15 protein-coding genes and 1 pseudogene are annotated in these 25151 nt (G+C 59.7%); 14 read left to right on the forward strand and 2 right to left on the reverse strand.

Going from position 1 to position 25151, the window contains the following annotated elements:
* Positions 1–273: 273 nt before the first annotated feature.
* From BSK43_RS30110 to fhuB, 8 genes are all read left to right on the forward strand, one after another.
* Positions 274–4266, forward strand: coding sequence for a non-ribosomal peptide synthetase (locus BSK43_RS30110; RefSeq protein ID WP_077467198.1), 3993 nt, complete (start codon positions 274–276; stop codon positions 4264–4266).
* Between the two features lie 24 nt (positions 4267–4290).
* Positions 4291–5610, forward strand: a complete 1320-nt coding sequence (locus BSK43_RS30115) for a lysine N(6)-hydroxylase/L-ornithine N(5)-oxygenase family protein (RefSeq protein ID WP_077467199.1) — start codon at positions 4291–4293, stop codon at positions 5608–5610.
* A gap of 391 nt (positions 5611–6001) precedes the next feature.
* Positions 6002–6343, forward strand: coding sequence for a 4'-phosphopantetheinyl transferase superfamily protein (locus BSK43_RS35880; RefSeq protein WP_246662795.1), 342 nt, complete (start codon positions 6002–6004; stop codon positions 6341–6343).
* A 151-nt stretch (positions 6344–6494) separates the two neighbouring features.
* Complete coding sequence (locus BSK43_RS30125) at positions 6495–7085, forward strand: sigma-70 family RNA polymerase sigma factor (RefSeq protein ID WP_077467201.1); 591 nt, start codon at positions 6495–6497, stop codon at positions 7083–7085.
* Positions 7086–7137: 52 nt separating this feature from the next.
* Entirely contained in the window at positions 7138–7611 is a 474-nt protein-coding gene (locus tag BSK43_RS30130) for a GNAT family N-acetyltransferase (protein ID WP_077467202.1), read from the forward strand.
* A 60-nt stretch (positions 7612–7671) separates the two neighbouring features.
* Positions 7672–8484, forward strand: a complete 813-nt coding sequence (locus BSK43_RS30135; RefSeq protein ID WP_077467203.1) for an ATP-binding cassette domain-containing protein — start codon at positions 7672–7674, stop codon at positions 8482–8484.
* Positions 8474–9379 carry an iron-siderophore ABC transporter substrate-binding protein gene (locus BSK43_RS30140; protein ID WP_077467204.1) on the forward strand — a complete coding sequence of 302 codons (906 nt, stop codon included), beginning with the start codon at positions 8474–8476 and terminating at the stop codon, positions 9377–9379. Before BSK43_RS30135 ends, BSK43_RS30140 begins: the two co-directional genes overlap by 11 nt.
* Positions 9376–11367, forward strand: coding sequence for a Fe(3+)-hydroxamate ABC transporter permease FhuB (fhuB, locus tag BSK43_RS30145; RefSeq protein ID WP_077467205.1), 1992 nt, complete (start codon positions 9376–9378; stop codon positions 11365–11367). The genes BSK43_RS30140 and fhuB overlap by 4 nt, the downstream gene beginning before the upstream one ends.
* A 68-nt stretch (positions 11368–11435) precedes the next feature.
* On the opposite strand, the gene BSK43_RS30150 is transcribed toward fhuB, so the two are convergent.
* Together BSK43_RS30150 and BSK43_RS30155 are read right to left on the reverse strand one after the other, a co-directional pair.
* Positions 11436–12017, reverse strand: coding sequence for a dienelactone hydrolase family protein (locus BSK43_RS30150; RefSeq protein ID WP_077467653.1), 582 nt, complete (start codon positions 12015–12017; stop codon positions 11436–11438).
* Positions 12018–12218: 201 nt separating this feature from the next.
* Positions 12219–14408, reverse strand: a complete 2190-nt coding sequence (locus BSK43_RS30155; protein WP_077467206.1) for a TonB-dependent siderophore receptor — start codon at positions 14406–14408, stop codon at positions 12219–12221.
* Positions 14409–14704: 296 nt separating this feature from the next.
* Between BSK43_RS30155 and BSK43_RS30160 the strand changes: the two genes are divergently transcribed.
* The 6 genes and pseudogenes from BSK43_RS30160 (at position 14705) to BSK43_RS30185 (ending at position 25044) form a co-directional block, all read left to right on the forward strand.
* A complete protein-coding gene (locus BSK43_RS30160; protein ID WP_136687354.1) occupies positions 14705–15607 on the forward strand; it encodes an alpha/beta hydrolase-fold protein in 903 nt (300 codons plus the stop codon).
* 253 nt (positions 15608–15860) lie between these two features.
* Positions 15861–16851: pseudogene (gene bcsN / locus BSK43_RS30165) on the forward strand (cellulose biosynthesis protein BcsN).
* Positions 16852–16908: 57 nt separating this feature from the next.
* The gene (gene bcsA / locus BSK43_RS30170) at positions 16909–19098 is read left to right on the forward strand and encodes a UDP-forming cellulose synthase catalytic subunit (protein WP_077467655.1); all 2190 of its coding nucleotides are present in this window, start codon (positions 16909–16911) and stop codon (positions 19096–19098) included.
* Positions 19098–21587 carry a cellulose biosynthesis cyclic di-GMP-binding regulatory protein BcsB gene (locus BSK43_RS30175; protein ID WP_136687356.1) on the forward strand — a complete coding sequence of 830 codons (2490 nt, stop codon included), beginning with the start codon at positions 19098–19100 and terminating at the stop codon, positions 21585–21587. Before bcsA ends, BSK43_RS30175 begins: the two co-directional genes overlap by 1 nt.
* On the forward strand, positions 21584–22633 hold the full coding sequence (locus tag BSK43_RS30180; protein WP_077467207.1) for a glycosyl hydrolase family 8: 1050 nt from the start codon (positions 21584–21586) through the stop codon (positions 22631–22633). Before BSK43_RS30175 ends, BSK43_RS30180 begins: the two co-directional genes overlap by 4 nt.
* Positions 22630–25044 (forward strand): cellulose synthase, encoded by a 2415-nt coding sequence (locus BSK43_RS30185; protein WP_077467657.1) that lies wholly within the window; start codon positions 22630–22632, stop codon positions 25042–25044. Before BSK43_RS30180 ends, BSK43_RS30185 begins: the two co-directional genes overlap by 4 nt.
* Positions 25045–25151 lie beyond the last annotated feature (107 nt).

Raw genomic sequence — 25151 nt, forward strand, 5'->3', positions numbered from 1 at the left:
CACCGCTAGTTCCGCAGTGACGAATGGCGCCCACTCAAATTCAAAATAATTTTCAAAAATAATTTTTGAGATTCTTCTGAATTTCCATCACCCCCGTTCGTCATGCAAATGCTTCGACGTAATTACAGGATGACCTGAATTATACGACGCTAGAAATGCAGCATTATTGGGATGATTAAGCCAATATCTATTATGGATATTGGTTTTAATATTTTATTCCATTTCGAAACTCCGGAATAATACTGCTATATCTTCGAGGAGATTTGCGAGGAAATGACAATTCACGACCGGAATGCTACAGCAGCAAACGACTCCGATCTTGTCGCGAAATGCTCGCTATCACCTGCGCAATCGCGAATCTGGCTTCTATCGGAGACGGGCAATGAGGTCGTCTATGGGCGCCAAATCCTTGGCTTCGCCTTCCCTTCGGTCTCGCTCGCCACAGCGCGCCAGAGCCTGTCATCGCTTTCGCGACTACATCCGCTCGTCACGTCGGAATTTGAGGCACGAGCCGGCGGAGCCGTGCAGCAGATCCTGAGACATGGCCGCCAAGTCGAAGTTATCGAGGCAGATTTGCCGACCGGGGAAGATCTCGACGAAGCGCTGGCAGCAGCCGCTTCTGCGGAACGACAACGCCCGATGGATCTTGGTGGAGGCAATCCGGCCCGATTCATTCTCCTGTCGAGAAACGGACAAGCGATCGGCATCCTGCTGTCCCTCCACGCTATCCTGGCGGACGCGGCGACACTCGATCTTCTCGCCACGCATTTCCTTCGCGGCCTCCACAACGAGGCCGAGGCCACGCTCGAAATTGCCGAAACAGCACTGCCTGATGCTCTCGCCTGGATGGCCAGCAATGGTGCGTCGCGCAATCCGGCACCGGAACTGGTCGACTTCTGGTTCCAGCGGCTGACGGCACAGGAAAACATCGCTTCGCTCATCCCACAGATTTCGACCGGAAAAGAGCTCGTCGATGAAGCGTGGTTCGAGCATGCGCTTGAGGTATCGATGCCTCAGGGCCAAGCACAGCCCACCGCCGACGCGTCCAGGGATATTCTCGCCGCACTGGGCGTGACTTTGCGCCGCCATTCCGGCCATGGCACCCAGAGGATCGGCCTTGTCACCCGACCTGAGACGCAACTAATTGCTGCCCGTAGCGAAGATGTGCTGATCCTGACATCGGAATTGAACGGCGCCATGACGCTTGCGGATGTCCGCAATACCTTCATTGAGGACATCGAAGCCGCTTCGCGTCGATCCTGGCCGTTTGAAGCTCTCGCAGATGCCTTGCTGCGGCGGGACGAACTCTTCGACACGACCGGGCTGGTGAAGACGCTTCTCGATGTGAGGCCAATTCAGCGGCTCAAGGACGCGGCCAAACATATAAGCAGCCTCTCCCAACCCCAGTCACGCCGCGACGCAGAGTTCGTTATCACCGTTTCCCAAACATCCGGGAATAAGCTTCATATCGGCTTAGGCTTTGATCCTCAAAAGCACGACAGAAAGCAGATCGCCCGCTTCGCCGACGACCTTGCCATCGCACTTGCCCGCCTGGGCAGCCATCCCGGCGAACAGATCAAGCATATTCCCTTCGTATCGCCGGCAGAACTGGACAGGCTGTCCGCGCCCTACCCCGACGCGCCCCAGCCGGACGATGGCACGCCGATCCATGAGGTTATCGCTGCGCAGGCCAGACGGCGCCCGGACGCGTTCGCCGTGACGCAGGGCGAAAAATCTGTGACGCATGGCGAACTGGAGGCAGCGGCCAATCGGCTGGCGCATCGGCTGATTGCCATGGGTGTCGGACCGGAAAAGCGCGTCGCCATCGCGCTCGAAAAATCGATCGACGCCATCATCGCCATTCTCGCCGTACTGAAATCGGGTGGCGCGTTTACACCGGTCGAGCCGGATCATCCCGAAGCCCGCAATCGCCACATCCTGACGGCACCCGGCCTCTCGCTCGTCATCTCCCGCGCGAAGCATATCGCAAACCTGCCGAGCGATGTTGCGACGCCCTTCCTTAATCTCGACACGACGAACATTTCCTCCGAGAGCAGCGAAGCGCCAGCCACGGCGATAGCTCCGCAGCAGCTCGCCTATGTGATCTACACTTCCGGCTCGACCGGCGTGCCCAAGGGCGTCGCCGTCGAGCACGGTCCATTGGCGCATCATTGCAAGGCGACCCTGCGCATCTACGAGATGAGCGAAGACTCCTGCGAATACCCGGTCCTGCCCTTCACCTCCGATGGCGGGCATGAGCGTTGGATGGTACCGCTGATGGCGGGCGGCGGCGTGGTACTGACGCAAGACAAGCTCGCGACCCCCGAAGACGCCTTCGCCCAGATGAAGCGGCATGGCGTCAACAATGCCAGCCTGCCGACAAGCTATGTGCGCGGCCTTGCCGAATATGCCGGCGAGAACAACGCAGTGCCGCGCCTGCGGCTCTACTCCTTCGGCGGCGAGGCGCTGTCACAGGCGGTGTTCGACATGATCACCGAAAACCTCAAAGCACAGCTGCTGATCAACGGCTACGGGCCGACCGAAACGATCATGACGCCGATGATCTGGAAGATCCCGGCGGGAACCCGCTTCGAGGGGACGGTCGCTCCGATCGGCCGCGGTGTGGGCGATCGACGCATCTATGTGCTCGATGCCGGCCTTGCACCGGTTCCGGTCGGCGTGATCGGCGAAATCTATATCGGCGGCAGCGGCCTGGCGCGTGGCTATCTTGGCCAGCCGGAACTGACGGCGGACCGCTTCATCCTCGACCCGTTCTCGCAGGGCGGACGGCTCTATAAATCGGGCGATCTCGGCCGCTGGCGGGAAGATGGCATCGTCGAATTCGCCGGCCGCGTCGATCATCAGATCAAGCTACGCGGTTTCCGCATCGAGCCCGGCGAGATCGAAGCCGTGCTGCGGTCGGACCAGCGCGTCGCCGAGGCGGTCGTGCTGCTGCACAATGACGGCGGGCGCAGCTCACTCGTCGCCTATGTGGTTCCGCGTGAAGGAGAAGCCTTAAGCGTTACCGAGCTGCGCCGCGCGGCCATGACCGCCCTTCCCGATTATATGGTCCCGCAGACGATCATGATCATCGACAGGCTGCCGATGGGGCCGAACAGCAAGCTCGACCGCGCCGCCCTGCCGGCACCTCGCATAGAGCGCGAAATGGTCGCGCCGGCCAATGACAAGGAAAAGGCGATCCTGGACGCCTGGAGAGACATTCTCGACATCGGCGATATCGGCGTTACTGAGAATTTCTTCGATATCGGCGGACAATCGCTTGCTGCAGTACGCATCGTCTCGCGCCTGAAAATGCGCCATCCCGAATGGCCGCTGTCGATTGCCGACATGTTCAATCACCCGACCATCCGCGACCTGGCACTCGCCATCGAGGGCAGCCGCGACGAAGCCGGCGTCGATGTCGTCTATCTCCGCCGCAACGGCGACCGGCCGGTTCTCTATTGCTTCCCCGGCCTCCTCGTCAGCACGCGCGAGTATATGCGCCTGGTCGACTACCTCGGCCCGGACCAGCCGGCGACCGGCTTCATCTGCTATTCGCTCACCGAAACGAAGACACTCAGCACCCGTGTCGAAGATATCACCGCACGCTATGCGGAAGCTGTACGCAAAAAGGCCAAGGGTCGCCCCTGCGCCTTCCTTGGCTGGTCATGGGGTGGACTGCTTGCCTACGAAGCAGCCAAACAGCTGGGCAACGACATCGACCTGCGCATGATCGGCATGGTCGACGTCTGCGATATGGACGAGGAATTCACCGTCGGCATCATGCCGCGCTTCGAGGATGGCGTCCGGGACCGAACCCACGCAGCCGTACAAAACTGGCTTTTGACGACGCCGATGCGCGAGGATTGGGAGAGGCTGTTTGCGGCGATGAACGCGGAGGTCTACGAACAGTTCCTCCACCATATCGTCAAGCACAATGTCAAGCTGCCGACGGACGGTCCGGATATCGGCTCGGAAGAGCATACATTCTGGATTCTGATCGACAACGGAATGATCTTCCGAAACTACCGCCTCGAGCCTTCGGATTTCCGCATCCACGCCTTTGCTGCCGAAGATTCCCTTACGCGCGCGCTTAACGTTATCGATTGGCGCCGCTACTCGCCGAATGCCACCGCTTCGGAGATCGTCACGGGTACCAACCATCTGACGATCATCGGCAAGACACCGTTCCATCAGCGTTTCGCCCGACGGCTGGACCACGCCTTCGCGCCGACGACCATCCTGCCCACGGGCAAGAACAACTAACCTGCATCATCCTGGAGCTGCATCATGACATCGCACGTGCTCGACCTCGCCGGGGCCGGAATTGGTCCGTTCAACCTCAGCCTTGCCGCCCAGCTCGATTCCGTACCGCAACTGTCGGTCCGCTTCTTCGAACGGCGGTCTGCCTTCGCGTGGCATCCCGGAATGATGCTGCCGGGCGCAGAGATGCAGACCTCCATCCTCAAGGACCTGGTGACCGCGACCAACCCGACCAGCCCCTGGAGCTTTCTCTCCTATCTTGTTGAACATAAACGCTTCTATCAGTTCCTTAATGCGGAATATGAAGCGGTTCCCCGCAAGGAGTTCGCCGATTACCTCGGATGGGTCGCACGCGGCCTGACATCGCTTCGCTTCGGCACGAGCATGCGCGAAGTCCATGCGAATGATGGTCTTTTCTCCATTGCCACGGATGATGGCCCGACCAGTGCCCGCAATCTTTCCGTTGGCGTCGGCAAGCTGCCGGCTCGCCCGGCCTGGGCCGAGCAACTGCCGAAATCAATGACCTTTCATAGCAGCGAGGCGGCCCATCGTATCGGTGATGTCAAGGCACCGCGCATCGCCGTCATCGGTGGCGGCCAGAGTGGGGCGGAGATCGTCGACGCTTTGCTTGATCTGAATGCCGTCTCTTCTGTCCATTGGATCAGCCGCCGGCCGAATTTCGAGCCGCTGGACGCGACGCCCTTCACTAACGAGCTGTTCACGCCAAGCTACATGGAGCGCTTCCATGGACTTCCCGAGGAACTGCGCCTCATCCATACGCGCCGGCAGGTATTGGCAAGCGACGGCGTTTCCGCCTCGACCTTGAAGAAACTCTACCGCCGTCTCTATGAAAGAAAGCTGGAAGCCGGCGGCAGCACCGATCACGGCATATCGCTGCGCCCCTTCCGCGATGTCATCTCAGCCGAACAGGACGGTCCGGAAATCGCGCTGACCATGCGCAACGGTTTCGACAACAGCATCGAGACGCTGGCCGTCGACATGGTCGTGCTTGCCACGGGCTATCGCTTCGTCCTTCCTGAATTTCTGCATTCCCTGGAAAATCGGATCGAGCTGAACTCCATCGGCGAGCCGGTTCTCGAAAGTGATTTCTCGCTTGCCTGGGATGGCCCGCGCGAGAATCGCATCTTCGTGCTCAATGCCGGGCGGCACAGCCACGGGATTGCGGAACCACAGCTCAGCCTTGCCGCATGGCGCAGCGCCGTGATCGCCAACGCCTTGCTCGGCCGCGAACATTTCAAACTCGGTCAGCTCGATCCCATCGTTCAATGGGAAACCCAGGAACACTCACCGGCGCTTTCTTCACATCTGGGGCAGGCTGCTGAATAAGGTGAGTGCCCTTGAGACGGGCGAAGAGATCGCGCAGATCGAGCTTCACAGCCTGCATCTGCGCGACGGTCTTCACATCCCGGAGCAATTGTTAAGTGAAGCGGAAAGGCAACGCGCGGCCGCGTTTCGCTCAATGGAGGCGCGACGCCTGTTCGTCGCCGGGCGAGCTCTTTGCCGCGGCATTGTCGGTGCCATTGCTGGCTGCGCGCCGCAGGCACTCTCCATTGCGATTACGCCGGCCGGTCGGCCCTTTCTTCCCGAATATCCCGAGATCGACTTCAATCTCTCCCATACGAGAAACACGGTGGCGCTCGCGATCTGTCGCGGCGGCCATGTCGGCATAGATATCGAACGGCTCGATGCATTTTCCGAAGCTGAAGCCCGCGAGATCATGCCGCTGATTCTTTCCGGGCGCGAGCTTGACGATATTCACCAACTGGCCTTCGAGCAGCGCCACATGACATTTCTGTCCTATTGGGTTCGCAAGGAGGCGGCTCTCAAGTGCCTTGGCGATGGTTTTCTCACTGACCCGCAGCACGTGATACTCGGCGCCGACGATACAATCATAGATATCAAGAGCCAATCATCAGCAAAGCCAACTTCCATCTGGTCTGGCCAATATTGCGGTGGAGAAACCATCCGTTTTCAATGGGCTACAGCCGTTTCGCAAACCACTACGGAACCCATTTGGCAACACCATGCAGACTTAAATTCCTTCATGAAGTTTCTTTAAAATTAAAATAAAATCATGGAGATAAATGGCTGAAGCGAAGAAGAGCCGCTTTCTTTCGATTCTATCTTGACTATCATTATCATGTTTTATAGGGTCCCCGAAAAAGAGGGGCACATCGAAATGCAACTTTGGATTTCAGCGAGAGCCCGACATGATTGCCAACCATTCGCAGTCGACTTCCAATGAGCAACTCCAAACCGCACTTCACGCCTACCCGAAGCTCCTCTCCGTCGCGCGCAGGATCACGGGTTGCATGAGCTTGGCCGAAGATGTCGTGCAGGAAGTCCTTCTGCAACTGGTCTCAAAGCCGCTCAGGCAGGATATAGCGGCGCCCACGCCCTATCTGATGCGCATGGTACGCAATCTGGCGACCGACCATATGCGACGCCTGCGATATGAGAGGGGCCTCTTCGTCGAAGAGGAAGTTGGCGACAGCACCTCCGCCTATGGAAGTCCCGAGGAACACCTGCGCGAGGCTGAAGCTTATAAGGCTTTCCGTTGCACGGTCGAGGCGATGCCGGCCAGGACCCGCAAGTTTTATGAGGAGCATTATTTCGATGATGTTCCCCAAAATATCATCGCCAAGGAGGCGGGCGTATCCTGTGCCCTTGTTTGCGGCCTTCTGCGAGAAGCGCACTCGCGCTGCCTGGCAGCGATTGCGCTAGAGGCCGATCAGGCCATGGCTTCGGGTCGCGGTCACAAGCGCGATCGGTCTTTGCGCGCCGGGGAGTTGCGTGCCTGATAGCGATGCGGCTCCATCTTCGGCAAACCGTTGCCAGCAAGAGAAAGAATAGATGCAGGAAGCAGTTGAGATAACCGAATGCAAGGGCGAAATCTGTCGTGACATCATGTCGGAATTGACGGATTGGTTTACGGAGCCCGCTGTCATCGACGCCTGCGCTCATGCGGTGGAAACCCTCCCGATGTTCGGTTGCATCGAGAAGGATAATGTCGCCGGCTTCGTTGCCGTGAGACCGCATCCCCCATCTGCCATGGAAATCCTGGTGATCGCCACGCGGCGGCGATATCACGGCGGCGGCATCGGCAAGCGTTTGCTGACCGCTGCCGAACGATTTGCCCGCTCCGCCGATTGCAAGCTTCTGACGGTGAAGACGTTGGCTCCCCGAGGCAGGAACGAGCCGCAATATGATGCGACGCGCACCTTCTACGACAGAAACGGTTTCATCCGCGCGGAAATCTTCCCCACCCTCTGGCAGGAAGACAATCCGTGCCTGTTCTTCGTCAAGCCATTGATGGCAATGCACTAATACCGCCCGTTTGCAGATACGCGATATATGACCAAACCATATGCTTCCCGAGAGACAACCATGAAAGCCCAACCCATTGCCCAGGTCGACCCTGAGCCGCACCCTGTCTTCACGACGGAGAGCCTGCGCTTCGATGTCGATGGCAAGACCATTCTTCATCCGCTCGATCTGACCTTCAATGCCGGCGAGATCTCCGGCCTGATCGGGCACAACGGCTCCGGCAAGTCCACCCTGATCAAATTGCTCGCGCGACAGATCCAGCCGACGGGCGGACGGATCGTCTTTGATGGCGTCTCGGTAAATTCCTATGACATGCGCGCCTTTGCCCGCGCCGTCGCCTATCTGCCGCAGGATACAACATCCGCGGCCGGAATGACCGTCGAGGAACTTGTCGCCTGCGGCCGCTACCCCTGGCATGGAGCTCTCGGCCGTTTTACCGATGCCGATCGCGAGAAGGTCGAGACGGCGATGCGGCTCACTCATGTGGATACGCTGAAAAGCCGGATGGTGGACACGCTTTCGGGCGGCGAGCGCCAGCGGGTGTGGATAGCCATGCTGGTCGCCCAGGACAGCCGCTGCCTCCTTCTGGACGAGCCGACCTCGGCGCTCGACATTGCGCACCAGATGGAAATCCTCGGCCTTGTGCGGGAGCTCTGCCACACCAAGGGTTTGAGCGTCATCCTCGTGCTGCATGACATCAACGTCGCCGCGCATTTCTGCGATCATCTGCATGCGTTGAAGCAAGGCCATCTGATCGCCGCCGGCCCCTCGTCCAGCCTGATGACGGCGGAAACGCTGCATACGATCTACGGCACGAATATGGGTGTGACGGCCCACCCGGTGCATGGAACGCCCCTTGCCTATGTCATCTGAACCACGCTTTGAAAGCCTGAAGCTTTCACGCCGCCAGATGCTTCTTGCCGCGGCGCTCTTTGCCGCTCCCGGAATGGCCCAAGCGACCGAAACAATATCCGGCCCGATCGTTTCGCTCGACTATGGGCTGGCATCGACCCTCCTGGCCCTCGGAGTCACACCTGCGGCGATCGCGTCGCTTGCCGATTGGGACATATGGGTCATCGAGCCGAAAATGCCGGCCGGCGTTGTCGATCTCGGCACCACCAGCGAGATCAATCTCGAGGTTCTCGCAAGCCTGAAGCCGGCATTGATCCTGACCACGCCCTATCTCGCCCCCCTGAAGCCTCGCCTGGAAGCAATCTCGCCGGTGCTGGAGCTGACGATATATGCCGAAGGCGGCGAGGCTCTGCAACGCTCCATCGAAGCCACGCGGCTCCTCGGCGCGGCCATCGGTCGGCAACGGCAGGCGGACGACTTTCTGGCTCGATCCGAGCAATTTTTCGACGATTGCGCCCGCCGCGTAAGCAAGCTTCAGCCGCCGCCGCTGGCACTGATCAATTTCGTCGACGACCGTCACGCCCGTATCTATTGCGGCGCCGGCCTCTATCAGAATGTCATGAGCAGGATCGGTCTCAAGAATGCCTGGACAGGTTCGGGTGATTATTGGGGCTTCGAAACGATCGGGCTGGAGCAATTGGCGACGCTCGATCCAAGCCTGCGCCTGATCGCCTTCGAACCCCTTCTCCCGCCCAACATACTCGACAAACTGCAGGATAGCCCCTTGTGGACCAGCCTGCCCTTCGTAAAGGCCGAACGCGTCTCGGTGCTTCCAGGGACGCTTATGTTCGGCATGGTACAGGAAGCGGAGCGCTTCGCGCGCATCCTGCTCGATCATCTGGAAAAAATCGCATGAGCCGCACCGAGGTAAACAATATTCTCGGCGCCCCCGCCGTGGCGCTGACGCTATTGGCGCTGGCTGGCCTGCTCGCCTGGCATCAGGTGGCTCCAGACTTTCCGCGGCTGCTGGTACAAGAGGCGGCCTACGATCCTCAACGCCTTTTGTTGCTCTATTCAACGCTGCCGCGGATCGCCACCGCACTTCTTGCCGGTGCTGCCCTTTCACTTTCGGGAAGCCTTTTGCAGCAAGTGCTGCGCAATCCGCTGGCCTCGCCCGAGACCCTCGGCATTTCCGCCGGTGCGAACCTCGCGCTCGTCGCCGTCATGCTCGCCTTTCCGGCATTACAGGGCCTTGGCCGCGATGTCGTTGCGTTGTTTGGAAGTGCTGCCGCCGCTGGAGTCGTTTTCCTGATTGGCGCGAGACGGGGTTTCTCTCCGTTTGCCCTGGTACTATCCGGCTTGATCGTCAGTGTCTGGAGCGGCGCGCTTGCCGCCATTCTCGTGCTGATGAACGACCGCTATCTCTCCGGTCTCTTCATCTGGGGGGCGGGATCACTGGCACAGCAAAGCTGGACCATTCCGCTTTCCCTCCTGCCGAAGACCGTCATTCTCGCGGCTGCCGCCTTTCTGATGGCACGGCCGCTATCGCTGATGGAACTCGGCGACGGTGGCGCCAGCGGGCTCGGCCTCTCGGTCAAGCGGACACGCATTGCCGCTGTTTGCCTTGCCATCGTACTCGCCGCGATCGTCACCAGCGCCGTCGGCGTCATCGGCTTCATTGGCCTGATCGCTCCGCGTGTCGCCCATCTCGCCGGTGCGCGACACATGAAGAGCCAACTCATCTGGTCGCCGCTCATCGGCGCCGGCTTGCTGCTTTTGACCGATCAAGCGCTGATGCTCCTTTCCGGCGCGTCATCGACATTCCTGCCCACAGGCGCCATCACCGCTTTGCTCGGGGCGCCGCTCCTGCTCTTGATGTTGCCGCGCTTCAAGGCAATACAGCGCAGCGTGCCCGCCCTATCGCATGGCTCCAAGCGGGCGGCGCATACCTCGCGAAGGCTTCTGCTCGTGACGATCGGCGGGCTTGTTATCCTCCTTCTGGGCGCAATTTTCTTCGGACGCGCCCCAGATGGCGCCTGGACAATTCTCGCCTATCTGCAATGGCCCGATGTGCTGCCCTATCGGTTGCCGCGCGTTGTCGCCGCCTTTGCTGCCGGCACGATGCTCGGCGTTGTCGGTGCGATCCTGCAGCGGCTCAGCGGCAATGAAATGGCGAGCCCGGAAGTGCTGGGGATCTCTGCCGGCGCAACGATCGGTGTCACCGCCGCCCTCTTTATCCTGCCCGCTCCCGGCATGGCAGCCCAACTCGGCTTCGGTGGCCTCGGCGCGTTCGCCGTTCTGCTAGCCATTTTCATTTTCGGCATCCGTTCCGGTTTTGCGCCGGAACGTGTCCTGCTGACAGGCATTGCCCTTGGCGCCATGCTCGATGCCTTCATCAGCGTGCTCGCCGCCAGCGGCGATCCACGTGCCATGATCGTCATGCAGTGGATGAGCGGGTCTACCTATCTCGTTGATATACCGAAAGCGACAGCGGCGACCGCCGCTGCTTTCGCGGGCCTGGTGCTAGCCTTCCTCGCGCATCGCTGGCTCGATCTTCTGCCACTCGGCCCGCAGGCGGCGCAGGCCATTGGCATCCGCGTCAACGTTGCCCGCGGCTGCCTGTTTGCTTTGGCTGCCGCCATGACCGCAGCCGCCACACTCGTCGTCGGCCCCTTGAGCTTCATCGGCCTCATGGGTCCGCATCTGGCGCGAGAGCTGGGATTGCGGCGAGCAACGCCTCAGCTTGCCGGCGCAGCCCTTGCCGGTGGTGGTCTGATGGTACTTGCGGACTGGTTTGGCAGAATGATCGCCTTCCCTTATCAGATCCCCGCAGGACTGGTTTCCGCCCTCGTCGGCGCCCCACTGCTGCTGATCCTGCTGATGAAGCGGCGCAGGACGGCATAATCTTAAGAATAAAGCGTTGTTGCGGAACCACGTCCGCAGCTGAAGTTGGGTCAAAACGCCGGCGTAGATCAGACGCGATCCAGGAACTCAAGCACTCGGCTCGTCAGCAGCGCGGTTGCACCAGCATCATATGATGGGAGCGAGTTGTCGGCGAAGTAGTGCTGATCGCCGGGATAAAGGAAAAGCTCTGCATCCTCGACCTTGGCCACGATCTCACGGGCGGCATCGATATCACCCTCGCCGGCGAAGATCGGGTCGTTTTCCATCCCATGAATCTGAACCGGGACGCCGTCCGGCCAGGGTCCGAAGGCCCATTCGCCACTGATCGGCAGGCAGGAATGGAAGAAGAGAGCGCCTCGGGCTCCGTGCCGTGTCTGCGCCAGTTTTTGCGCCGGCAATACACCGAACGAGAACCCGGCATAGACGAGCGCGGAAGGCAGTTCATCGGCGACGCGGGCGCCGCGCTCCCGCATGTCGTCGAATCCGATCTCGCCGATATAGGCGAGCCCCTCCTCGATGCTCTGGAACGTGCGCCCGTCGAATAGATCCGGCGTATGCACGATGTGACCGGCAGCCCGCAACCCGTCAGCAAAGCCACACACACCCGGGGTCAATCCCTGTGCATGGTGGAACAACAAGACCTCGGCCACACGAAGCCTCCGGATGGGATGATCGGGCATACTTTCAGCCAAGCTACAGCCTCATCGCCGAAGCAGCAAGGATGAGGACACCTTATGAAACAGGCTTAGGCTGCAAAATAGCCTTCCTGATGGGAAGACCGGGTTCAGCCAACGAAAGGCGGCCATCGGGATGAAAGCGGGCGCCGGGAAAAATCGGCGCCCGCAGGAAGTTTACCACCGATACTTCAACGACGCCGTGATGTTACGGCCCTGTCCGAGATAGCAATAGCCGCTATTGCACACCGTCAGGCGGCGATTGGCGATGTTGCGGATGTCGAAAGAGGCCGTCAGACCTTTGTATTTCTGGTCGATCGCGCCAAAATCGTAGGAGAGCGCCGCATCGAGATAGATACTGGCATCGTTCTTGGCGGTGTTGGCCGTGCTTGTGTAGTTCTCACCCGTGTAGCGAATGCCAGCGCCGACCTTCAGGCCATTGGCCACCGTGTCTTCCTGGAAACTGTAGTTCGACCACAGGCTGGCGATATTCTTCGGCGTCACGGCGGGCGCATTGCCCGAGTCATCACCACGCGTGATTTCCGAATGATTGTAGGAATAGGATGCGATCACATCCCAAGCGTCGGTTACGTTCGCCTTGGCTTCCAGCTCGATCCCCTTGTTGGTGACTTCGCCGAGCGAGGCATAAACGAGCGTCACCGGGTCGACCAGAACAGGCTTGTTCTTCTCGACAAGGTGATAGGCAACGGCCGACAGCAAAATGTCAGTGCCTGGCGGCTGATATTTCACGCCCAGTTCGTATTGTTCGCCCTTCGTCGGATCAAGAATGCTGCCGGAGGCGGAGCGTTGCGTGACCGGATTGAAGGAGGTCGAATAGCTGGTGAAAGGCGCTATGCCGTTGTCAAAGAGATAGAGCGCCCCGACCTGGTAGGAAAAAGCATTCTTGTTGAGGCTGTCGTCGGTGGTCGTTCCTGAAGAAACGAAATTGGTATCGGTCGACTGCTTGACCCAGGTCTGGCGTCCGCCGAGTGTGAAGCGCCATTTGTCGAGTTCGATCTGATCGAGGGCATAGGCGCCGAACTGCTGCAGGCTGCCCTTGACCCGGCTGAAATTATAATCCGGAGTCGGGCCCGACACACCATAGGTCGGGTTATCAATATCGAAGTCGTAGGCAGGGTTGCTGGTTGCATCCATCCCATATGCAAAGGAATCGTTCATATGTGTGTAGTCTAGGCCGAACAGCATCGTATGGGCGGCCGGACCGGTATCGAACTTGGACTCGAGCTGGTTATCGACCTGGAAGACGTTCATGGTATCGCTGATTGCACTCGCACCACGATGGGCGACGTTGCCCGTCCAGCTATAGACGCTGAGATAGCGCGCTTTCAGATCCAGATGAGAGTAGCGCAGGTTCTGACGGAAGGTGAAGCCGCCGTCGAACTCGTGCTCGAACTGGTAGCCGAGCTGCTGCTGCCGGGTCTTCTGATAGTCGTAGTCGGGGTCGCTCTCGCGCAAATTAAGCACGTTTCCATCCGGGCCGGTCAGTGCGCCGACATTGGCATCGGTTTCCGTGGACTGGGCCGAGCCGTAAACGGTAAATTTCGTCGCGTCATCGGGCTTCCAGGTGAAGGACGGCTGTATGAAATAGCGATCGTCGGCGATATCGAAATTGGTATCGCCCTTTCGCGCCAGACCGACGATCCGGTACAGCATGCTGTCATCGTCTTGATTGACCCGGCCGCCGAAGTCGAACATCGTCTGGGCGCGGTCGGATGTTCCGTAGAGGACCCCAACCTCCCGGATGGTCTCGTCCGTCGGCAGTTTCGAGATCTTGTTGACGATGCCGCCCGGCGAACCCGCGCCATAAAGAACGGATACAGGACCCTTGATCACCTCTACCCGGTCCAGCGAATAGGGATCGGTGCGGAACATCCCGTAATTCATATAGGGCTGCCGCAGCCCGTCGCGATAATCGCCGTCGGTCGTAATGTCATTGCCGCGGACGATGACCTGATCAAAGCGTGGATCAAAGCCGTAGGAGCCGGTCTGGACGCCGGCGGAGTAACGCACCGCCTCGATGACATCCTGTGCACCGCGCTCTTCCAGCTCCTTCCTGGTGATCACCGAAACGGATCGCGGCGTCTCGACCAGAGGCGTATTGATCTTGGTGGCGCCGCGGCTCTTCTTTGCCGCTACCGTTGTATTGTCGCTGGCATCGCTCGACTGACCGCTGACAATGATCGGCGCGAGCTGGGTCGCATTGCCGCTGTTCGCGTTGGTAGCGGAATCCTGCGCAAAGGCATTTCCGCTTAATGCAAACAGGGTGACGAGGGCCGTGGCACTACGCGAAAGACCGATTTTAGTGTCCGTCAAATAATTGATATAATTAAGTGATCCCTGCGTCATGGTCTCTTGTGCCCACCCGTTTCTGAAAAAGATGGCGCAAACTAGTTTGCAGTTGCGGCTGCCGTCAAGAATACATGATTATAATAGTCATCTTTTTTTGAGATTCGGGGCGATCGTGATATTTTCGTGGGCGGAAACGGCGTGTGCAATCAGAACAATACAATCAAAGATTACATCCGAGCTGCATTTGAATAGCTTGCCAGATCCTGAATCACATAATATGACGAATATTATCATCTTTTAAGAAGCGGTCACAGATCTGCCGATCAACCGCGTTTCGATCACTCGGGGAAACCATGTCCCAATTGCCACCAAACAGCACGGCAACGCCGCCGCTGCCGGTTACTCTTGCCGGTGCGACCTATGTCGACCTGAAATTCGACAACGCCGATCAGCCGCACCGGATACTTATCTACCGTCCCGACAAACCGGCGCCGCCGGAGGGGTGGCCTATCCTTTATCTGACCGATGGGAATGCCTGTTTCGCTACGGCAGTCGACGCCCTCAAGGTCCAATCTTCCTATCCGAATGGAACCAATGTTCAGGAAGGCGTCATCGTCGCCATCGGTTATCCCACGGATGGACCCTACGATCCGCTCCGGCGCTCGTGGGACCTGAGCCCGCCGCCCGGGCGGGTCTATCCGCCATTCTATCCCGATACACCTGACGTCCGCACTGGCGGCGGCGCTCGTTTTCTGAAAATGATCGAAGACGAGCTCAAGCCCTGGATAGAACAACAAGTGCCAATCGACCGATCGCGCCAGACGCTTTTCGGTCACTCGTTCGGCGGTCTTTTCACGCTCTTTGCGCTGTTTGCGAAACCGATCGCCTTCGACCGCTGGATCTCTGCAAGCCCGTCGATCTATTGGGAAGACGGCAACATTCTCGTACGGGAAAAGGAATTTCTAGCCAGCCTCGACGCCCCTCTCGACATAGAGCTTCATCTTTCCGCCGGGGAATATGAAGGAGAGAAGCTTGCGCCATTCCACAAGGGCGCGGCCGATGAGCATAAAAGGCAGCAGGGCGCCAAGGAAACGCGCACCATCGAACTGGCACGAGAAATGGCTCAGCGATGGTCAGCGTTAGCCTTGTTCACGGGAACCGTCACATTCGAAGAATATGCCGGCGAGAACCACATGTCGCTCCTGCCAGTTGCCCTTAACAGAGCGGTGCAGGTCGCATTCCGCAGAGCGAAATAGCATCTGGCTGCCAAAGAAATTGTGGGGCGGCGGCTATAACCGCCCCTCCGCATTGCGGTTCAAACGATTGCTCATGACAATCGAAACCCGCACTGTCCAATACTCCTGCATGGGACAACGACCCCAGCGTTAACACTCGGTTAACCATAATCCTGCTTATTCGTCTTATCAAATACAAGGGTTTGATTCCCAACCCTGCCGCGTAATTCAGCGGACGATATAACGCAGAACAACTTTGTCGCGATCCAGAAACATGCACCTTTTGAAGACGATAACCCTGATGACGTTGGCCGGCTTGACCGCCGGCTGCTCGACGACGGGGCATGTTCGGCAATCCATCGGGGTGGAGACGGTTACGAACGACAAGGCCCTGGCTTTTCCGCCACCTGGTGGCCCGGCGATCGTCAATGTCGTCGAGAACAGGCATGGCAAGGACGTGGATCAGACGATTTCGCTCGCGACTTCTTCTTCAGTTCCTGGCCAGAACTTCCTCAAGGTGCAGTTTCTCGGGATAACGGGATCAAATCCGGCGCTCGGTAGCAGGCCGTTCAATACCATCAACGATCGGACCATCGCTCGCGAAATGGCCGCGGCGGTTCCGGGCGTGCGCCTCGCCCGCTCGGCGATCTTCGTTCAGAACAGCTACGGCCCCTTTGGCTATGCATCCGGCCAAAGTCGGGCTGGAGATACCTGCCTTTATGCCTGGCAGCAGGTTCAAGCGGGCTTCGCGCCGCCGCAGGAGCAGCGTAATTTCGGCACGGTTCAAGTTAGGGTCAGGCTCTGCGATGCGCATGCAACAGAGCGCCAGCTTCTGAGCACGGTCTACGGCTATACGATCGCCGGACGTTTCGATGGCGCTGCATTGAACCCCTTCGGCGCACCGCGCGGAGCCGATGCCGTCCTTGGCAAGCCCGGCGAAATGGTCTATCCGGACGCAGCGCCATACCGTACGGCGCCGATCACCATGGCTATCAGCCCGGCCGGCGCCAACCGTCATAGTCCGCCCCGTCGTGACGCGGCGGCCTCCCGTCGTGCAGCCGCAACCCGCGCCGGCTCTGCCGCCGATGATCGGGCCCCGCGTGCCGCTTCCGGATGGGCAAGGCGACCAAACACAAACAGCTCCCGCCAATGGCTCATCTTCCCTGACCGGACAGCAATTACCTGCAATCGCGGGACGTAATATTCTCGTGCCTTTACCGGACTGTAACGGACAAGCTGGCATATCTGAGACATGCCGCCGCTAGGCGGAGTAATCTCGGGGCGCCAGGATGGCGCTTGGCAATGCCTTTGAAGGAACACCGATGCAGACAGCACGCAGCATCTTGATATGGGCCGTGATAGCGCTCTGCGGGGTCGTGCTGATCACGCTACCCGTCAACCTTCAAACCCAGTTGATCGCCAGTACCGTCGTCGTCACCATGATGGCGATCATCAAGATCCTCAAGCGCCAGGGCACCTGGCGGCTGGTCGCCCTTGCCTTCGGCACAGCCATCGTGCTGCGCTATGTGTACTGGCGCACCACCAGCACGCTGCCGCCCGTCAACCAGCTCGAAAACTTCATCCCGGGCCTGCTGCTCTATCTCGCCGAAATGTACAACGTCGCGATGCTGATGCTCAGCCTGTTCATCGTCGCAACGCCCCTGCCTCCACGCACGGCACGCCCATCCAAGACGCAGAACCTGCCCTCGGTGGACGTTTTCGTACCGTCTTATAATGAAGACACCAATCTTCTGGCCAATACGCTCGCCTCCGCCAAGGCGATGGATTATCCGGCTGACAAGCTCAGGGTCTGGCTGCTCGACGATGGCGGCACGGAGCAGAAGCGAAACTCCACCAAGGTTCTGGAAGCTCAGGTGGCAATCGCCCGCCATGATGAGCTGAAACAGCTCTGTGCGGATCTCGATGTCGAATATCTGACCCGCGCACGCAACGAACACGCCAAGGCCGGCAACCTCAATAACGGGCTGGAACATTCCGACGGCGAACTGATCGCCGTCTTCGACGCCGACCACGCGCCGGCACGCGATTTCCTGCGCGAGACGGTCGGCTATTTCGAAGACGATCCGAAGCTGTTTCTGGTGCAGACGCCGCATTTCTTCATCAATCCGGATCCGCTCGAACGCAACCTGCGCACCTTCGACACCATGCCGAGCGAGAACGAAATGTTCTACGGCATCATTCAGCGCGGTCTCGACAAATGGAATGCAGCCTTCTTCTGCGGCTCTGCCGCAGTCCTCAGCCGCAAGGCGCTGGAATCGCAAAGCGGCTTCAGCGGCATCAGCATCACCGAGGACTGCGAAACGGCCCTTGCGCTTCACGGCGCAGGCTGGAACAGCATCTATGTCGACAAGCCGTTGATTGCCGGCCTGCAGCCGGCGACTTTCGCCAGCTTCATCGGCCAGCGCAGCCGCTGGGCGCAGGGCATGATGCAGATCCTGCGTTTCCGCTTCCCGCTATTGAAGCGCGGCCTGACTTTGCCGCAGCGCCTCTGTTACATGTCCTCGACACTCTTCTGGCTTTTCCCCTTCCCGCGCGTCATCTTCCTGTTCGCGCCGCTTTTCTATCTCTTCTTCGATCTCGAGATCTTCACTGCATCCGGTAGCGAATTCCTTGCCTATACGCTTGCCTATATGCTCGTGAACCTGATGATGCAGAACTATCTCTATGGCTCGTTCCGCTGGCCATGGATTTCCGAGCTCTACGAATATGTCCAGACGGTGCATCTGCTGCCCGCCGTCATCTCGGTCATGCTCAATCCGCGCAAGCCGACTTTCAAGGTCACGGCGAAGGACGAGTCGATATCCGTCAGCCGTCTTTCCGAGATCAGCCGCCCGTTCTTCGTTATTTTTGCCGTGCAGATCATCGCACTGGCGGTAACAATATACCGCATTTATGCGGAGCCCTATAAGGCAGACGTCACACTTGTCGTCGGTGGCTGGAATATTCTCAACCTCATCCTCTCCGGCTGCGCGCTGGGTGTCGTCTCCGAGCGCGGTGAGCGTGCCTCATCCCGGCGCGTTCGCGTCGATCGCCGCAGCGAATTCGGTGCCGGCGACAGATGGAATTCCGCCTCGATTGAGGACGTCTCCGTTCATGGTGCCAGACTGAACGTATTCAACAAGGATCTCGGACCAGTCAAGGTCGGGTCCGAAGGCACCATCCGCTTTCAGCCGTATAATGGTGCCGAGATGGTGACGCTGTCGGTCATCATCCGCAATATCGAGCAGATGGGAGACATTACTGCTATCGGATGCCAATATGTGCCGAGGGGTGCCGCCGATCATCGCCTGATCGCCGACCTGGTCTTTGCCAATTCGGATCAATGGACGAAGTTCCAGCAGGCGCGGCGGCGCAACCCCGGCATCATCCGTGGAACGATCTGGTTCCTTGGCCTTTCGCTCTATCAGACCAGCCGCGGCCTGCTTTATCTGTTCAAGGGTGTTGGAGCCGAGCGCACGACGCAACGGCAGGACGCGAAGGCGAAAAGCTGATGAACCGCATCCTTCCCATTCTCATCTTTCTCGTCGGCGCTACGGCCGCCCAGGCGCAATCGACACCCTTTGACATGACGGGCGAACGTCCAAAGGGCGAACCAGCCGTCACGCCGCGGATCGTCGCTCCGCAGGCGACAACACCACAGGCAGAACCGCCCAAGACAATTACTGCTCCGACAACAGTGCCTCAGGTCGCCACCCCTCAGGTGAGCCCACCCCTGGTGTTGACGCCGCCCGCTACAACGCCGCAGACTGCCGCTCCGCAGGCTGTAGCGCCCGGTGCCGCAGCCCAGGTGCCATCACAGACGGTACCGAAGGTGCAGCAGGCAGTCTCGCCGACGTCGGACTTCCGCCGCTATGTCGTTCCCTATGCGAAACTGCGTCTCGAGGGCGAGAATGATCGCAAATCCTGGTCTATCTATCTCACTCCCGAACAGGCGGCAGCACCTGCGAAGCTCAACTTTTCCTATCAGAACGCAGTCGTCGTCGCCCCTGAAGCCTCCCAACTGACCGTTCTTCTCAACGACCGTGTGGTGCACCAGCAGCAGATCGGCTCCTCGGACAATCCATCCGACGTCAATTTCGACATACCACGCGGCCTGTTGCAGCCCGGCGCAAATCTGCTGACCTTCGAAGCGACGCAGCGACATCGCACCGATTGCACCATCCCCTCGACCTATGAACTCTGGTCCGATATCGACCCGGCAAAGACCTATCTGACCTTCGCCGGACGCGAAGCCGAAAAACTTTCGACCACAGACGCGATACGCGCTATCGGCGTCGACGAAGTGGGCAAGACCCAGTTCAATGTGGTGGTGCCGGCGCTGGCGCAACCCAATACCACCAAACCCATATTGCGGCTCGCGCAGGGTCTGTCGCTGCTGGCAGGAATGCCAAACGAAATCTTCTCGTTCGGCACGGATGCATTGCCGCCATCGGGTCCGGGCAAGATGACCGTTATCGTCGGCACGCCCGCTGAATTGCAGCCGCTGTTTGCAGTGCCCGCCGCGGCCCAGAACGGAGCGCTGGCAACATTTGCGACCGATCCGCGCACCGGACAGCAGCTTCTGCTCATCAGCGGTCCATCCTGGCAGGCAATCTCCTCCGCCATCGACATGGTGGTTGCGCCGACAGACCGCGACCCGAGCACCCGTCGCGACCTGCTGGTAACCCAGCGATGGACTGCACCGGACGCGCCCATCATCTATTCGGGGACCAGCCTCTCCTTCGAACAATTGGGCGTCAGAACGACGGAATTCTCCGGGCGGCGCTTCCACACGAGTTTCAACGTAGCAATCCCATCCGATTTCTATGCGAATGCCTATGGCGAAGCGACTATTCTGCTCGACGCCGCCTATGCGAAGGATGTCCGGCCGGGCAGCCATATCGACATCTATGTCAATGGCAGCATCGCCACGACGAAACCGATCACGGCGACCGGCGGCGGCATTTTCCGGCAATTGCCCATCCGCATCACGATGCGTCATTTCAAGCCGGGCCTGAATACGGTGACGCTCGAAACCCTGGTGATGGCGGACGAGGATTCGACCTGTGCGCCTGCCGCCACATCCAGCACGACGCCACGCTTTGCGCTGTTCGACACCAGTCAGTTCCGCATGCCGGATTTCGCAAGGGTCGAACAACGTCCGAACCTCGCGGCGCTTGCCGGCACTGGCTATCCCTATAACCGCGATGGCGAATCCACCGCCTTGTTCCTCGATCGTGTCGACGCCGAGATGTTGTCAACGACGGCGACCATCCTCGGCCAGATGGCGCTCGTTGCCGGGCATCCGATCGCGGTGGAGCCGACGGCATCCCCGGGCGCAGTCGGCAGCCGAAACGCGATCTTCATCGGCTCCATCTCGCAATTGCCGTCAACGGTGCTTTCGCAGCTGAATATTGCCGCAACCAGCCAGGTGGCCTGGCGCCCGGCCGCTCCCGGACAGGGGACCGCCCAGGATTCCTCCGTCACGATTGCCGATTGGCGGTCGCGCATCAGCGGTGGCGTGTTGCAGGGACAGCTCGATCGCTTCCAGCAATGGATGCATCGCAATTTCGATATCTCGCTGAGCTCGCTGCGCTTCATTCCGGGCTCCGAGCAGGTGTTCACGCCGTCGAATGCGAATACGTTCCTGATCGCGCAGGAGGCAAACCCCACCAACGACGCCACCTGGACCATGATTACAGCGCCGAGCGCGGGTGATTTGCGGGCAGGCGCGGAAGCGATGACCGCGCAGTTCAACTGGTCGCAGATCGACGGTCGCATCACCGCCTATTCCGGCAAGACGGGCAAGATCGACACCGCGCCGGTCAGCCGCTTCGACTTCGTGATGACACAACCCTGGTCGCTGACCAATTATCGCCTGATCGCCGCCAATTGGCTCTCCAGCAACATTCTTTCCTATGCGTTCCTGCTGGTCATCGGTTCGCTGCTGCTTGGCATCGCCACGGCAAGCATCCTCTCCAGGATCGGCAGGCACGAATGAAACGCTGGCGCTCCATCCTTGCAATCTGCGGCGTCGCCATCCTGGCGGTCGCCCAACCGGTCGCGGCTCAACGTGCCGCCATCGATGCGCAAGCATGGACCGCCTACAAGGCAAAGTTTCTCGATCCGAATGGCCGTATCATCGACGATGGCAACGGCGGCATCAGCCATAGCGAAGGGCAAGGCTATGGCCTGCTGCTCGCCTATCTTGCCAACAGCCCGGCTGATTTCGAACAGATCTGGTACTTCACGCGCACGGAGCTTCTGTTGCGCGATGACGGTCTGGCCGCCTGGAAATGGGACCCGTCCGTTACGCCGCACGTGACGGATACCAACAATGCCTCGGATGGCGATTTGCTGATCGCCTATGCACTGGCGCTTGCGGGCTCCGCCTGGAACAAGAAGGACTATTTGCAGTCCGCAGCGACCATGGCAAAAGCGCTTCTCTCCCATGTGGTGATCAGTACCGGTGGCCGAACGTTGCTCATTCCCGGCGTCGACGGTTATCGAGCTCCAGGACGGAAAGACGGGCCGATCATCAATCCATCCTACTGGGTTTACGAAGCAATCCCCGTCATGGCGCTACTTGCGCCATCAGATCGATGGCAGAAGCTGACGGATGACGGCCTTGCCCTGTTGCGCTCGATGCAGTTTGGCCCACGCAAGCTGCCTGCCGATTGGGTCAGCCTGCGGGCGAAGCCTGTGCCTGCCGAGGGCTTCGAGGCAGAGTTCGGCTACAATGCTATCAGAATCCCGCTTTACCTGGCTCGCGCCGGCATAGACGACAAAAACCTGCTGACACGACTGCAGCAAGGCATGACTGTCGAAGGCGACGAGCCGGGCACGATCGACCTGACGACGGGCAAGCCGAAAGAGCTGCTCGGCGACCCCGGTTATAGGATTGTTAACGATGTTGTGGCGTGTGTGGTGAGCGGAACAAAACTACCCGCTTCGGTTCGCCAATTCGCTCCGTCGCTCTATTATCCGTCTACCTTGCAACTGCTAAGTCTGGCTTTCGTCTCGGAGAAACACCCAGAGTGTTTATAAAATCCACCCTGATCATGGCTTTTATGGCCGTCGCCGTGGCGGGATTTACGCTCGCGACAAAGGATCACGATTCGCCGGAAGACAAGATCAAGCTGGCAAAGTCGCATCGTATCGATCCTTCCGTGACGCTCGTCGCAGATGCGAAATCTCTCGGCGCGCAGGAGCAGCCTGTCGATCTGCAGGCGATCGCCGATCACATACAGGCGACCGCGCCATCCTCGGTTATCTCCGAGCCATCAAGTGCGCCGCAGATCGAGACAGCAAAACCTGACGCCGTAGCACAGGTAGCACCGCAGCCTGCTCAGCAGCAGCCGTCACAGCCACAACCCGCGCCGACCCAGGCAAAGCCCGACAATACGCCCAAGGTCGATGAAAGCGCGTTGCGCTATTTCGCCAGCCGCGGCGACAAGGCGCGGCTTCAGGCCGAAATTTCGCGACTGCAGACGCTTTATCCTAATTGGACGCCGCCAGCCGACCCATTGGCCATTCCACAGAACAGCGACAAGCAGCTGGAAGCCATGTGGCAGCTCTATTCGGAGGGCCGCTATGCGGAGGTGCGCAAGGCAATCGCCGACCGCCAGGCCGCAGAAACGACATGGCAGCCGCCTTCCGACCTGCTCGATCGCCTTGAGGTCGCTGAGGCGCGCACGCGGCTCGTCAATGCCTCCGATCTCAAGCAATATGCTACGGTCATCGATATCGGCTCCAAGAACCCGAGCCTGCTGACATGCAGCGACATCGATGTCCTCTGGCGCGTCGCCGAGGCTTTCATCAGCACGGACCGGGCAAAGCGTGGCCAGGATGCTTACAGCTACATTTTGAAGACCTGCACCAATCCGCAGGAGCGGCTCGCGACTATCCAGAAGGCGTCCGCGCTGCTGCCCTATCAGCCGATGCAGGACTTGCTTGCGCTTGAGAAGCCGGACGGCAATGGCGGACGGGAATTCGACAGCATAAGAACCGACCTGGCCCGGCGCTTCGTGGCTCAGGGCAATGACGACCCGAAACTCACGGTATCGCCGGACTATCTCTCTCAGGTCGAACGCGTTGCGCGCAGCCAGGGCCTGGCATCCGACGACGCTCTCCTCGGCTGGTACTATCTGCGCCGCAGCAACTACACAGACGCCGAACAATGGTTCAAGGCGGCCCATGAGAAGGAAGATTCCGCGACCATCTCTCAGGGCCTGGCCTTGGTTCTGATCGCCGATCACAAGCCGCAGGAAGCCGAAGACGCCATGTACAAGTGGCGCAACGAATCCAAGGATGCGATGGCGACCTATCTCGCGGCAACTGCAAACCTGATGGCCCTTCAGCCGCCCGCCAACCTGACCGAAGAGGTCCTTGGTCGCGTTGCAGCCGAGACGGTGAAGCAGAAATATGTGCCGACCGCGCAGCAGTTCGGTTGGTACGCCCGCACGCTGAACCAGCCCCAGGCCGCCGCACGCTGGTTCGAAACAGCGCTGCGCTGGAAGCCCGATGATGAGCCCTCGGCCTATGGTCTCGCGATCACCCGCGATCAGCTGAACGACCGGCAAGGCGTCGCCGAAGTCCAGCGGCTCTGGGCCGGTCGCTCGCAGCGCATAGCCGTTCTCGGCGAACCCGCACCGCAGACACCCGTCTACACACCATTGCCGTCTCCGAACCAGGTTTCGCAGGCAGCACCTCAAATCACACCGCAGACCGTGCCTCAAGTCACCCCGCAGGGCACGCTGACAAGCGCACCACTGACAGCGCCTCAAGCGCTGCCGCAGGCTCCCCTCGCACAGCCCTATGGAAACGTACAGGCGAATGTTCAGCGGGTGACGCCCGTTCGTCGTGCGCCCCCCGTCGACTATGTCGAGCCGGAAACACGCGTCAGAACAGTCGCGCGTACAGTTCGTCGCCAGGGAGGCTGCACCACCACGACGAATGCGGAGCTATTGACACCGGCCAGCGCCTTGTCTCGCGGCTGGTGCCTCATGAACCTCAACCGCCCGATGGAAGCCGTCGAAGCCTTTGGCGTCGCGCTCGACAAAAGCGATGCGAAATCTCGCGAAGAGGCGGCCTACGGACAGAGCCTTGCCTATCTCCGAGCCGGCCTTGCCAACAATGCCGCTGTCGCCGCCACAAAGGCGCCGATGAATCATCAACGCGCCGCCGAATTACAAGTAGCTATCCTGTCGGATCGCGCCCTCTCCGCTTTCACGGGCAAGCGCTATCACGAGGCGCTTCTCTATCTCGACCAACGATCGCAGCTCCAGCAGGAGCGTGTCGACCTGATGGTGCTGCGCGGTTACTGCTATCTCAATCTGAAAATGTATGACGACGCCCAGCGCATCTTCACCGCGGTCGCCGCGACCGGCAACCGCGATGGCAGCCGAGGCCTGAGGGATCTCAGGCTCGCTACCCATCCGGAACCTGGCGCCGGCTAAAACATTTCCGCTTTTCTTCGAATCGCGAAAACGCTCTATCTTTTTTGTTTCTTGACGCATTCCGGACGGAAAACCGCTACGCACTTTTCCTGGAAGTGCTCTAAACC

The sequence above is a fragment of the Rhizobium sp. P44RR-XXIV genome (genome assembly GCF_001999485.2).
Lineage (GTDB): Bacteria > Pseudomonadota > Alphaproteobacteria > Rhizobiales > Rhizobiaceae > Rhizobium.